Genomic DNA, 11,177 nt, shown 5'->3' on the forward strand with positions numbered 1-11,177 from the left:
ACTTGCAACTGATCGTTAGTCGGCAAGGCGCTTTTTGAGCTTCATATAGGTCCCATAATGCCGATCGAGGTGGCGCCGCATGGCCGCCTCGGCGGCATCGGGGTCGCGGGACTCGATGGCCTCGACGATCTCGATGTGGGCTGCCAGCGCGGCCTTGTCCTCGTCCTTCTGCTGCAGCACCTGGGCGCGGCGGTCGTCGAGCCACTCGGAGAGTGCCACGTGGATGGCGTCGAAGATGGGATTGCGGGCGATACTCGCCAGCACGCCGTGGAAATCGTTGTCGGAGCGCTTGAAGCGCGCCTCGTCGCCTACGGCCTCGCGGTTGTCCTGCAGCGCCGCGCGCAGGCTCGCCAGATCCTCATCGCTGGCGTGGCTGGCGGCGTAGCGAGCCAGGGAGATTTCGAACAGGGCCCGCGCCTCCTGGAAGTACTGCTGGCCGTCGGGCTTGGCCAGCAGCTGGCGGGTGACCCCGGAAAGGCGCGCCATGACCGATTCGGCGGTGGGGCGGATGACCCTGGCCCGGGTGCCGCTGTTGATGGCGATCAGGCCCAGCTGCTGCAGGTGGAAGAGCGCCTCGCGCACCGCCGGCCGGCCCACGCCGAACTGCTCCATCAGCTCCCGCTCCGAGGGCAACTGGTCGTTCTCGCTCAGTCGACCCTCGAGGATATCCGCCTCGAGCTGCTCGGCGACCTGCTCCGAGAGCGTCTTGCGCTCAATCCGATATCGGCTCATGGGCTCGGGCTCCTGTCAGTCACGATGATTGCGGCTATCTTACTGCATCGCCGCGCCAGATGCGCTCAGCTCAGCGGTCGCAGCGGCGGCACGTCCAGGCGCTCGGCCAGCTCGGCGTAGGCGGCCTGGTTGGCGCTGTCGAGGGGAATGCCCCGGGCGTCGCGCTGCGCCTGACAGGCCCACTCCCGCTCACCGGGCACCAGCACCTCGGCCCCGCTGCGCCCCGGCTGTGCGCGCAGATCGTCCAGATAGCGCCGCAGGCAGGCGGGGAAAGGGTCCCCCGGCGCAAAGGCGTCGGGCCTGAGCGCCATGACGAAATGGGCGATACCGCGCGGCGAGGCCATGTCGGGTCCGCCCATGGGCAATAGCCGATAGCCGTGCTGCATGCCGGCGAGCATCGAACTGAGCACCTCCACCATGCCGCCGAGGCCGGCGCCCTTGAAGCCGAACTCGCTGCCGCCCAGGGGCAGCAGTGCCGCCACCTCGCCAGGCGTGCGGGTCACCTGCCCTTCGGTGTCGGCGGCCACCTGGTCGGGCAGCTCGCGCCCAATGGCCCCGTACTGCTGCACCCGGTTCCAGGGAATGGCGCTGGTCGCCATGTCGAGCAGATAGGGCTGTTCTCCCGCCACCGGCGCGGCAAAGGCGATGGGATTGGTGCCGTGGAACGGACGGCTACCCTGATGGAGCAGTACGAAAGGATCGGAGTTGCACGTCACCAGCCCGATCAGTCCGCGCTCCGCCGCCGCCAGGGCGTAGCAGCCCGCCGCGCCGAAATGAGAGGCGTTGCCCACCGCCACCGCCCCCATGCCGACCTGCTCGGCCATCTCGACGGCATGCTCCATGGCGCTATAGGCGGCCAAGTGGCCGAGGCCATCGTCGGCATCGAGATAGCCGGTGGCAGGCAGCCGACGTTCGAAGCGCATCCGGGGCGCTCCCTTGAGGCGGCCGCCCTGCAGCGCCAGCACGTAATGGGGCAGGAGCCGTAGGCCGTGGCTGTCGGTGCCCATCCGCGAGGCGGTGACCAGGGCCCGCGTCGCGGCGCTGCCCGAGACATCGTCGGCGCCGGCACGCCTCAGCACTGCCTTCATGAAGCGCTCCAGCGCTTCCCGCTCCACTCTGAAGTCCGTTGTCTCACTCATCGTTCCCTTTCCTTAGTGGATCGTCGTCTCAGCGATAGACCAGGGTGGGCAGCCACATTGAGATGGCCGGCACGAAGGTCACCAGCAGCAGGCACAGCACCAGCGGGATCAGGAACGGGATCGTCCCGCGCATGCAGCGCTCGAAGCTGACGTTGGAGACCCGCGACAGCACGTAGAGCACCATGCCCACCGGCGGCGTCAGCAGGCCGATCATCAGGTTCAGCACCATGATCACCCCGAAGTGCACCGGGTCGACGCCCACGGCAACCGCCAGCGGCAACAGCACCGGTACCAGAATGGTGATGGCGGCGATGGTCTCCATGAAGCAGCCGATGATGATCAACACGATGTTGGAGAACAGCAGCACGGCGATCTTGCTGTCCGCGAACGGGCCGAGCAGGGCCACCAGATGCTGGGTCACCTGATTGCTGGAGAGGATCCAGGCGAAGATGGAGGCGGCGCCCACGATGAACAGGATGATCGCCGTGGTCTCGATGGTCTCCATGCTCACCTTGAGCAGCTTGCGCCAGGTCAGGGTGCGATAGATCACCACGCCCAGGAACAACGCATAGACCACCGCGGCCACGGCGGATTCGGTGGGCGTGAACATTCCGGTGATGATGCCCCCCACGATGATCACGGGCGTCATCAGCGACAGCACCGCGCGCCCGAAGGTCCTGCCCAGCACGCCCACCGAAAAGCGGGCATCGGCGGTATAACCGCGGCGCCGGGAGATGATGAAGATCATCCCCATCAGCATGGCGCCCATGAGCAGGCCCGGCAGCAGGCCGGCAGCGAACAGCTGCCCCACGGATGCCGAGGCCATGACGCCATAGATCACCATGGGCAGACTGGGCGGAATGATGGGCCCGATGGTGGACGATGCCGCAGTGATGCCGACGGCAAACTCCTCGTCGTAGCCGGCATCCTTCATCGCCTTGATCTCGATGGTGCCCAGCCCGCCGGCGTCGGCCACCGCGGCGCCCGACATGCCGGAGAAGACGATGCTCGCCCCCACGTTGACGTGGCCGAGGCCGCCGCGCATCCAGCCCATCAGCGCCTTGGCGAAATCGAAGATGCGCTCGGTGATGCCGGCGTTGTTCATCAGGCTGCCAGCGAAGATGAAGAACGGAATGGCCAGCAGCGGAAAACTGTCGATGCCGTTGATCATGCGATGCGCCACCACGATGTCCGGCACCTGGCCGGAGATCAGCACGAACATCAGGCAGGCGCCAGCCAGGCTGATGGCGATCGGCACCCCCAGCACCAGCATGGTGAACAGCGAGAAGAACAGAAAGGAGAGGTAGTAGCCGGTCAGTGCCAGGATCACGCAGCCGAGCACGGCTAGCCCAGAGAGCAGTGGCGTGACGACCGGCGCTCGCCAGCGCAGCATGGAGAGTCGAGTCATGAATGGCGGCCCTTACTGTCGCGTTGCGCGAAGGCGCAGGACGATTCTCTGAATGCCGCGAAACGCCATGACGACGAAGGCGGCAAAGACCGTGAAGTAGATGATGTTCTTGGGCAGATCGACCGAGATCATCATGCTGCCGGTGCGATCGGCGAGCTTGTAGGTGACCCAGGCCATGGCGATGTAGAACCCCACGCTCACGCCCTCGGCCACGCCGGCCACGATCCTCCCCAGCCAGCCGGGCATGTAGCGGTAGAAGAACTCCACCATGATGTGCGTGCCCTTCCGCACCGCCAGCGCGCTTCCGGCAAAGCCGACGACGATCAGCAGATAGCGCGCGATCTCTTCCGTCCAGGTGGTGGAGTCGCCCAGCACGTAGCGGGTGAAGAACTGCAGCGAGACGACGAAGATCAAGGCCCAGAAGATCACCAGAGTGAAGTAGTCCTCGATGGCATAGTCGCCAAAGCGGAACTCCTCGCTTTCGAACGCGGACTCGACGTCGAGCATGGGGTCTACCGCATCATCGAGTTCATCGATCCGTTTCGACATCTCACTCCTCCCGGCATCCACCGCCCGTGGCGGTGGACGCGCTCGTCGATGATCGCTGGTGGCTTACTGGCCCAGGGCCTGCAGCCGATCGTAGGTCTCTTCGTCCCAGTCCGCATCATCGCCGAGGTGGTAGGGCACGGTGACATCCCGGAACGGTTCGCGATCCACCTCGTTGATGGTGTTGCCCTGCTCCTCGAACCAGGCCGCCAGCTCCGCCTCGGCCTGCAGGATGTCGGCGGTATTGTTCTGCGCCGCCTCCTGCAGCACCTCACGGAAGATCTCCTGATCCTCCTCGGAGAGCTGATTCCAGCGTGTGCCGCTGACGATGGTGATCAACGAGTCCGTCACGTGACCGGTCAGGTTGATGACATCCTGTACCTCGTGGAAGGCCATGGCACGAATCGCCGGCAGGGGATTTTCCTGGGCATCGACCACCCCCTGCTGCAGGGCCAGGTAGGTCTCGTCGAAGGCGATGGGGGTGGGATTCGCCCCGGCCGCACGCGGGAACATCATGTAGAGGGGAGCGCCGGGCACACGGATCCGCAGCCGCTGCATGTCCTCCGGCACGTTGATCGGCTCGTTGGAGGTAACGTGGCGCTCACCGTAGTAGTTCAGGGCGATGGGTACGTTGCCGGTGGCGTCCTGAAAGCCCTCGGCGATCTCCTGGAACAGGTTGCTTTCGGCATAGGCCTGCCAGTGGTCGAAGTCGCGGAACATGTAGGGCGCCCCGGCAATGCCCATCGGCCCGTAATAGCGACCCGCAAACTGGGCACCGGTATAGATGATGTCGACTGTGCCCAGCCCAAGCGCCTCGTTGATGTCCTGTTCGTTACCCAGCGACGAAGCAGGATGCACGCTGATCCTGTAGCGGCCCTCGGTGCGTTCCTCGATCTCGCCGGCGGCCCATTCCGCCCAGCGATGGAAAGGCTCCGACGTCTCGTACACGTGGGCAAAGCGCAGGGTCTCGGTGGCTTGAACCGCCCCCGTGAAGCCGATACCCGCCGCGATCAGGGCGGCGCTCAGCAGGGACGTCTTGAGGTGGCGTTGGCTCTTCATCATGAACTCCTCGCGATTTGTCGATGTTGTTATGCGTATCGAGCAGGTCTGAGTTTGGGTCTTGTCGGGCAGGCAGTGTCCATCGCTGTGAATGCTACGGTGCGACCATCCAGCTGTCCTGCTGTATACGTATCATACCATCAAGCTAACACTAGCCCTCCTCCAAGCGATGCGCAACCCGGTCAGGGGGTTGGCAAGGTTGGCGCGTGCTCCAGGCCAAGGCGACCATGCAGCTGCACCAGCAGATCCGGGTCGCCGAAGCCCCCCGCCTTGGTCATTACCAGGCGCTGCGGCGCGCCTTCCAGACGCCCCAAGGCAATCCCCGGAGCCCACTCCGCCTCCACTGTGATGACCGTGGCCCCCAGGCGAGAGAGGGTCGCCACGGCGATATCGCCACCGCTGAGAAAGAGCAACCCCTTGCTCGCCTGGGGCCAGTGCGAAACCGCGCCGACCGCCGCCTCGCCCATGGCGGCGGCAACCCGAGACGGTGCCAGTTCGGTGTCGTCGTCAGCGCCGGGGGTCAGCAGCACCGCCGTGGCCTCTTCGTCGCCACCTTTCAGCGCCGTCACCCGGGCCAGGCCCGGGGCATGCTCTTGCAGCCGCCGCTCCTGTTCCAGGGTTCGTTGTGCGCGGGAGCCCAGCGCATAGAGCACGCGCTCGACGCCGGTCAGTCGGCAGGGGGCGGCTCGCAGCAGACCAAAGCAGCGCTGGGCGACGGCCGTTGCCAGCCCCGCGGCTCCCACCAGCAGCCAGCGGTCGGGCGCCTGCAGTACCGCATCGTAGAGGCAGGCCAACTCACGGTCGCTTCCCGTATCGGCCACGCAGTCACCCTCAGGAAGCGGCGCGTCACAGGGCCTGGCGTGCCTGACCAAAGGCACCCCCGCGGCAGCGAAAACACGGTCCAGGGAGCCGTCCAGCGGTTCCCCCGCCACCCACACCCGCCCCTCGCACACCGTTCGCCCCTGGGCCGGCACCGCCGGTGCCACCAGCAGACGCCGGGGGATGACGTCACGCATGGCCAGGCTCTCGGCCACCACTTGGCCGCGCAGGGTGGAGTCGACCTTGTTGAACCACACCGTGGGGGTGTGTGGGACGAGACGCCGGGTCACCGCGGCTACCCGCTCGGCAGCCTCGGCCGCCGGTAGATGGCGAGACTCGGTGTTCACGGCGATCACTTCGGGCGGGGCTGCGCCCCAAGCGCTCAGCGCTGCCTCGAGCCGTTCGGGAGCGATCACCACACGCGTCTGCGCCCCACGGGCGGCAAAGGGAGCCGCCGCATCAAGCGCGCCGGTCAGGTCGTCGGCGACGATGGCAACCCGGCAGCCGTTCATGACTCGCTGCCCGCGGCCAAGCGGCGCGCATAGGCAATGGCCGCGCCCAGGTTGGTGGCATCGGCGCGGCCCTGCCAGGCGATGTCGTAGGCGGTGCCGTGATCCACCGAGGTGCGCTGAATCGGTAGCCCCAGGCTGACGTTGACCGTGGTATCGAAGGCGATCAGCTTCACCGGGATATGGCCCTGATCGTGATACTGCGCCACCACCAGATCGAACTCGCCGCGCGAGGCGCGATAGAAGACGGTGTCCGCCGAGATCGGCCCCTGCACCTCGAAGCCGCGTTCGCGCAGCTCACGTACCGCCGGCGCAATGATCCGCTCGTCCTCGTCGCCGAATATGCCGCCTTCGCCGCAATGAGGGTTGAGTCCGGCCACGGCAATGCGCGGCTGCGGAATGCCCATGCTCTCCAGATGCTGGTGCCCCACCGCCACGGTGGCAGCGATGCGCGCCTCGGTGACCCGCTCGATCGCCTCGCGTAGCGACACGTGGGTGGAAACATGCAGCGTGGAGAGCGTTTCGGAAGCGAGCAGCATGAAGGAGGACGGCGCACCGGTGAGCGCCGCCAGCATGCCGGTATGGCCATCGTAGTGGTGGCCGGCGGCATGCAGCGCCGCCTTGTTCAACGGCGCGGTGACGATCACCCAGGCGCGGCCCGTCTGCACCAGCTCCACCGCCCGCTTCACGCAGCGAAAGGCCAAGTCACCGCCGGCGGCACTGATGCGGCCATCGGCGATCTCAGCTTCAGCAGGCACCTCGGCCACGGCTATCCTGCTATCGCCAGCATAGACCTCCTCCAGCGCAGCAAAGTCGAGCGAGGCGCCGATCAGCGCGGCAGCCCGGCGATAGATGGCCGGATCACCCACCAGCAGGGTGCCGTCACGCTCCTCCGGCGACATTTCGGCCAGGGCACGACAGATGATCTCCGGGCCGATACCGGCCGGGTCGCCCATGGTGATGGCGATTGCATAGGGAGCCGTCTCCTTCATGGCATCAACTGTCCCCCATTGACCTCGATCACCTGGCCGGTGACATAAGCACTGAGCGCCTCGCTGGCGAGGAAGAGGTAGGCCCCCACGCACTCCTCCGCCGTTCCCAGCCGCCCCATGGGGATGCTGGCACGGGCGGTGGCAAGGTGGGTCTCGTCGGAGTGGCGAACGTGGAAGTCGGTGGCGATGGTCCCGGGCGCCACGGCATTGACGCGGATCCGCTCCGCCGCCAGTTCCTTGGCCATGTTGCGCGTCAAGGTGCTGACGAAACCTTTCGCCGCGGCATAGAGCCCCGCCCCGGCACCGCCACCATTGCGTGCAGCAATGGACGTGGTATGAATGACGCTGCCGCTCCCGGCACGCCGGAAGTGGGGCAGCGCTGCCCGGGTGACCATCACCACCGACCGTGCGTTGAGGTCCATGACCCGGTCGTAATGGGCGTCGTCAATCTCCTCGAGGTCGACCCGCCCCAGCATGTCGCCGGCATTGTTGACCAGCAGGTCGAGACCGCCCAGCCGCTCTGCCGCCTCATCCACCACTCGCCGTGCTTCACTTGAGCGGCCCAGGTCGCCCGCCAGGGCGAAGGCCTCTCCGCCCGCACCACGAATCGCCTCGACCACCGCCTCGGCCGCCTCGGCACTGGCGTGGTAGTGCACCGCAACGCTGGCACCTAACGCTCCCATGCGCCGTGCCACTGCCGCACCAATGCCCCGGCTGGCGCCGGTCACCAAAATCCGCTTGTTCTTCCACTCCTCGAACATCGCTTGCCCCTCGGTTCGTCTCGCTCTATCTTGCTTCTCGACCCATCTGCACCCTTGCGATAGAGTGAAGAGAGCTGGCATACCTGTCATACACGCCTACATCAATAACATTCTAGGCGGTACCTGGCCAGGCGCCACTCCGCCTTCACGGAGGTCCCATGCCCCCTCTCTCGACACGCGACTGCCTTCCCCATGATCTCGATCGTGCCTGCCTGGTGGGTCGGGTCTGGTGCGATACACCGCACCCCGGCCCGGTGCTGATCACGGTACGCGACGGGGTAGCCATCGACGTCACCCGGCTGGGGCCGACCATGTCCGAACTGCTCGAGCGCGACGACCTGCTCGAGGCATTGGCGCAAGCAGAAGGTCCTTCGCTGGGCCCCGTGGAGCAACTGCTGGAGAACGCCCTGGCCGAACCGCAGCGGGCCCCCTACCTGCTGCCCCCCTGCGACCTGCAGGCGGTGAAGGCCTGCGGCGTGACCTTCGCGGTGAGTCTGCTCGAGCGGGTGATAGAGGAGCAGGCGGGCGGCGATCCGGCCCGTGCCAGCGCCCTGCGCGCGGAGCTGCAGGCACTGATCGGCAGCGACCTGTCGCGCATCGTACCGGGCTCCGAAGAGGCCATGACGCTCAAGCGCGAGCTACAGGCCCGCGGCGGCTGGTCGCAGTACATGGAGGTCGGCATCGGCCCCGACGCCGAAGTGTTCACCAAGGCGCAGCCGCTCTCCTCGGTGGGCTTCGGCGCCGGCGTGGGCCTGCACCCAGCGTCGCAGTGGAACAATCCCGAGCCGGAAATCGTGCTGGCGGTGGACAGCCGCGGTACGGTCAGGGGCGCCGCCCTCGGCAACGACGTCAACCTGCGCGACATCGAGGGGCGCAGCGCCCTGCTGCTGGGCAAAGCCAAGGACAACAATGCCTCCAGCGCCATCGGCCCCTTCATTCGGCTGTTCGACGAGAGTTTCGGCATCGATGACGTGCGCCGCGCCCGGGTCACCCTGCGCATCGAGGGCGCCAACGACGACTTCCTGCTGGAGGGCGAGAGCGACATGAGCGAGATCAGCCGCGATCCACTCGATCTGGTCAGCCAGACCCACGGCGCCCACCATCAGTACCCCGATGGCTTCATGCTCTATCTCGGCACCATGTTCTCGCCGATCCAGGACCGCGACGGCGCCGGCCAGGGCTTCACCCATCACTTGGGCGACCGGGTCACCATCGCCACGCCGACGCTGGGCGCTCTGGTCAATCACGTGGGCCGAAGCGACGCCCTGCCGCCCTGGCGCTATGGCCTGCGCGCGCTGATACACGATCTTGCCGACCGCTGAGTCTTCCGCTCAGCCTTGCAGGCAGCCAAGGGCCGCGGTGGCGTGCTGTCGAAAAGGGCGGTCAGGCCGGGCGGAAGCGCCCTGCCAGGCCGCGCAGCGCCTGGGCCAACAGCAGGGCATCGATGCCCACCCCGACGAAACCGCACCCCGCCGCCAGATAGCCGTGGGCCTGCTGCTCGTCCAGCGTGAGAATGCCTGCCACCCTGCCGGCGGCGCGGATCCTGGCAATGGCGTCGTCGATGGCGGCACGCACTTGCGGGTGCCCCGGGTTGCCGCGATGGCCCATCGCCGCGGAGAGGTCCGCCGGCCCGATGAACAGCGCATCGACCCCCTCCACGGCGGCGATAGCCTCGAGGTTGGCCAGCGCCCGGGGGCTCTCCAGCTGCAGGATCAGACAGATCTCGTCATCGGCGCGGGCGACATAGTCTTCGACCTGACCCCAGCGCGAGGCTCGCGCCAGCATGCTGCCCATGCCGCGAACGCCGTGCGGGGGATAGCGGGTGGCCGCCACCAGCTCGGTGGCCTGCTCGGCGGTTTCCACCATGGGGATCAACAGATTCTGCGCGCCGATATCCAGGTACTGCTTGAGCAGCGCGGTATCGCCATGGGGCGGGCGCACCACCGGCTGACTGGCATAGGGAGCGATGGATTGCAGCTGGCCGAGCAGACTGGCCAGGTCGTTGGGGGCATGCTCACCGTCCAGCAGTAGCCAGTCGAAGCCCGCGGTGGCCGCCAGCTCCGCCACATAGGGGCTGGCCAGTCCCAACCAGATACCGGTCAAGGGCTCTCCCGCGAGCAGCCGCCGCTTGAAGTCGTTGTGCCCCATTTTCATTCACTCCCCCGTGTCTGGCGAATCAGCCTCGCCATGGTGGCATACATGTCGACCTATCGTACGAGCATACACAGTGGCATTCGATACTGTCAGAGCCTGGGCAGTGTCTCTAGGCGTTGCGTTCTGGCAAAGCTGCTCTTCAATGTCCCCAAACGACAAAATAGGGGTTGAGGATCTGCTCGGGCGTGGCGTAGCTCAAGGGTTTGCCATCGAGGGTTGTCACACGTCCGCCGGACTGCTCGACGATGGCCTGGGCGGCCGCGGTATCCCACAGGCACGTGGGACCGAGCCGGGGATAGGCATCGGCTGCGCCCTCCGCAATCCTACAGAATTTCAGCGAGCTGCCCATCGCCAGGACCTCATGACGGCCCAGGGCAGCGAGCCAAGCCGTCAGGTCAGGGCTGGGATGGGATCGGCTGCCGAGTACTCGCCAGCGAGTACCCTCGCAAGGCTTGCCGGCTACCCGGATCGGCACGTACTGGCCATTCTCGCCGAACTTGAATGCACCGACGTCCTGCGCTGCCAGGTAGGACACCCCCAGCGCTGGAGCCACCACGACTCCAAGCACCGGCCTGCCCTGATCGATCAGAGCGATATTGACGGTGAACTCGTCATTGCGCTTGATGAACTCCTTGGTGCCATCCAGGGGATCCACCAGCCAGTAGCGCCCGCTGGCATCCAGCCCGGAAAACCCCTCGACATCCTCTTCGGAGAGGATCGGCAGCGCCTCGGGCAGGCCCTTGAGACCTGCCACGATCACGCCGTGGGCAGTCATGTCGGCCTCGGTGACAGGGCTGTTGTCGTCCTTCTCCTCGACGGAGAAGTCGCGGGAGTAAACCCGCATGATGGCCTTGCCGGCCTCCAGGGCAATGCGCTCTACGGCGTGCAGCAGCTCTCGGGATGTCATAGGCATGAGTCGACCAACGGACAGGGTGGCATTCGTAGTCTATGACATGAGGAGGCAGCTGCTCAGCATCAAGAGAATCGAGTAGGAGGGGGAGTCGCCTCCCCCGTCCTCTCACACCACCGGGCATACGGGTCCGTACCACGGCGGTTCA

At 66.4% G+C, this 11,177-nt stretch carries 11 protein-coding genes; 1 reads left to right on the forward strand and 10 read right to left on the reverse strand.

Annotated elements, in window-relative coordinates:
* Nucleotides 1-15 precede the first annotated feature (15 nt).
* The 8 genes from nanR to H1D44_RS13195 form a co-directional block, all read right to left on the reverse strand.
* Nucleotides 16-732: a transcriptional regulator NanR gene (gene nanR, locus H1D44_RS13160; protein ID WP_181515313.1), complete on the reverse strand. Its 717-nt coding sequence runs from the start codon at nt 730-732 to the stop codon at nt 16-18.
* Between the two features lie 65 nt (nt 733-797).
* Nucleotides 798-1,871, reverse strand: a complete 1,074-nt coding sequence (locus tag H1D44_RS13165; protein ID WP_181515314.1) for an Ldh family oxidoreductase — start codon at nt 1,869-1,871, stop codon at nt 798-800.
* Between the two features lie 28 nt (nt 1,872-1,899).
* Nucleotides 1,900-3,279, reverse strand: a complete 1,380-nt coding sequence (locus tag H1D44_RS13170; protein WP_181515315.1) for a TRAP transporter large permease — start codon at nt 3,277-3,279, stop codon at nt 1,900-1,902.
* Between the two features lie 12 nt (nt 3,280-3,291).
* The gene (locus H1D44_RS13175) at nt 3,292-3,828 is read right to left on the reverse strand and encodes a TRAP transporter small permease (RefSeq protein ID WP_181515316.1); all 537 of its coding nucleotides are present in this window, start codon (nt 3,826-3,828) and stop codon (nt 3,292-3,294) included.
* Between the two features lie 63 nt (nt 3,829-3,891).
* Nucleotides 3,892-4,884 (reverse strand): sialic acid TRAP transporter substrate-binding protein SiaP, encoded by a 993-nt coding sequence (locus H1D44_RS13180; RefSeq protein ID WP_238984473.1) that lies wholly within the window; start codon nt 4,882-4,884, stop codon nt 3,892-3,894.
* A gap of 182 nt (nt 4,885-5,066) precedes the next feature.
* Nucleotides 5,067-6,215: a four-carbon acid sugar kinase family protein gene (locus H1D44_RS13185; RefSeq protein ID WP_181515318.1), complete on the reverse strand. Its 1,149-nt coding sequence runs from the start codon at nt 6,213-6,215 to the stop codon at nt 5,067-5,069.
* Nucleotides 6,212-7,204 (reverse strand): 4-hydroxythreonine-4-phosphate dehydrogenase PdxA, encoded by a 993-nt coding sequence (gene pdxA, locus H1D44_RS13190; RefSeq protein ID WP_181515319.1) that lies wholly within the window; start codon nt 7,202-7,204, stop codon nt 6,212-6,214. The genes H1D44_RS13185 and pdxA overlap by 4 nt, the downstream gene beginning before the upstream one ends.
* Complete coding sequence (locus H1D44_RS13195) at nt 7,201-7,965, reverse strand: SDR family NAD(P)-dependent oxidoreductase (RefSeq protein WP_181515320.1); 765 nt, start codon at nt 7,963-7,965, stop codon at nt 7,201-7,203. The genes pdxA and H1D44_RS13195 overlap by 4 nt, the downstream gene beginning before the upstream one ends.
* A 158-nt stretch (nt 7,966-8,123) precedes the next feature.
* Between H1D44_RS13195 and H1D44_RS13200 the strand changes: the two genes are divergently transcribed.
* Nucleotides 8,124-9,287 carry a fumarylacetoacetate hydrolase family protein gene (locus tag H1D44_RS13200; protein WP_181515321.1) on the forward strand — a complete coding sequence of 388 codons (1,164 nt, stop codon included), beginning with the start codon at nt 8,124-8,126 and terminating at the stop codon, nt 9,285-9,287.
* A 61-nt stretch (nt 9,288-9,348) separates the two neighbouring features.
* On the opposite strand, the gene hpaI is transcribed toward H1D44_RS13200, so the two are convergent.
* Together hpaI and cysQ are read right to left on the reverse strand one after the other, a co-directional pair.
* A complete protein-coding gene (hpaI, locus tag H1D44_RS13205; RefSeq protein WP_181515322.1) occupies nt 9,349-10,119 on the reverse strand; it encodes a 4-hydroxy-2-oxoheptanedioate aldolase in 771 nt (256 codons plus the stop codon).
* Between the two features lie 139 nt (nt 10,120-10,258).
* Nucleotides 10,259-11,032, reverse strand: coding sequence for a 3'(2'),5'-bisphosphate nucleotidase CysQ (gene cysQ / locus H1D44_RS13210; RefSeq protein WP_181515323.1), 774 nt, complete (start codon nt 11,030-11,032; stop codon nt 10,259-10,261).
* Between the last annotated feature and the right edge of the window lie 145 nt (nt 11,033-11,177).

Source organism: Billgrantia kenyensis (assembly GCF_013697085.1).
In the GTDB taxonomy this organism is placed as follows: Bacteria; Pseudomonadota; Gammaproteobacteria; order Pseudomonadales; family Halomonadaceae; genus Halomonas; species Halomonas kenyensis.

Coding starts and splice junctions, on each gene's coding strand:
- nanR (WP_181515313.1), bottom strand. CDS start 732: ATGAGCCGATATCGGATTGAGCGCAAGACGCTCTCGGAGCAGGTCGCC.
- H1D44_RS13165 (WP_181515314.1), bottom strand. CDS start 1,871: ATGAGTGAGACAACGGACTTCAGAGTGGAGCGGGAAGCGCTGGAGCGC.
- H1D44_RS13170 (WP_181515315.1), bottom strand. CDS start 3,279: ATGACTCGACTCTCCATGCTGCGCTGGCGAGCGCCGGTCGTCACGCCA.
- H1D44_RS13175 (WP_181515316.1), bottom strand. CDS start 3,828: ATGTCGAAACGGATCGATGAACTCGATGATGCGGTAGACCCCATGCTC.
- H1D44_RS13180 (WP_238984473.1), bottom strand. CDS start 4,884: ATGAAGAGCCAACGCCACCTCAAGACGTCCCTGCTGAGCGCCGCCCTG.
- H1D44_RS13185 (WP_181515318.1), bottom strand. CDS start 6,215: ATGAACGGCTGCCGGGTTGCCATCGTCGCCGACGACCTGACCGGCGCG.
- pdxA (WP_181515319.1), bottom strand. CDS start 7,204: ATGAAGGAGACGGCTCCCTATGCAATCGCCATCACCATGGGCGACCCG.
- H1D44_RS13195 (WP_181515320.1), bottom strand. CDS start 7,965: ATGTTCGAGGAGTGGAAGAACAAGCGGATTTTGGTGACCGGCGCCAGC.
- H1D44_RS13200 (WP_181515321.1), top strand. CDS start 8,124: ATGCCCCCTCTCTCGACACGCGACTGCCTTCCCCATGATCTCGATCGT.
- hpaI (WP_181515322.1), bottom strand. CDS start 10,119: ATGAAAATGGGGCACAACGACTTCAAGCGGCGGCTGCTCGCGGGAGAG.
- cysQ (WP_181515323.1), bottom strand. CDS start 11,032: ATGCCTATGACATCCCGAGAGCTGCTGCACGCCGTAGAGCGCATTGCC.